This is a genomic window from Pseudomonas sp. IT-P74 (assembly GCF_949768175.1).
Taxonomy (GTDB): domain Bacteria; phylum Pseudomonadota; class Gammaproteobacteria; order Pseudomonadales; family Pseudomonadaceae; genus Aquipseudomonas.
The window spans coordinates 1-328 of the sequence record NZ_CATKQD010000068.1 but is presented as its reverse complement, the minus strand read 5'-3'; the positions used below and the strand labels follow the sequence as shown (position 1 = coordinate 328).

The 328-nt window shown below is 55.2% G+C and carries 1 pseudogene; it reads right to left on the bottom strand.

What is annotated here, in order from left to right:
- Positions 1 to 134: 134 nt before the first annotated feature.
- Positions 135 to 328, bottom strand: a pseudogene (locus ACM6J5_RS24210) (hypothetical protein); the annotation flags it as partial.

Genomic DNA, 328 nt, shown 5'->3' with positions numbered 1-328 from the left:
CGCGGCATGCCAATGGGCAGTGCCTTGCAAGCGTTGGGGGGTGTGTTGGAGGGTGAGGATGATGAAATCGGTCAGGTTGTGATGGTCAATCAATCCCACCGAGAGGCTTTGAGCTGAATCGGACTTCATAAAGGTCATAGGCCGGCCTCTTCGATTGAACGAGGAAACCTTGGCTCGTAACACAACAGCAGGGACACCCAATGGCCACAGGCATGCACAAGGATCAACGGTAGTAACAGGCCATAGATCGGCACGAAGATCCATAGCTGAGGGATTTTCACGAACCGGCTGTCCAGTTGCCACACGGCCATGAAAGAGCGCCACGGCC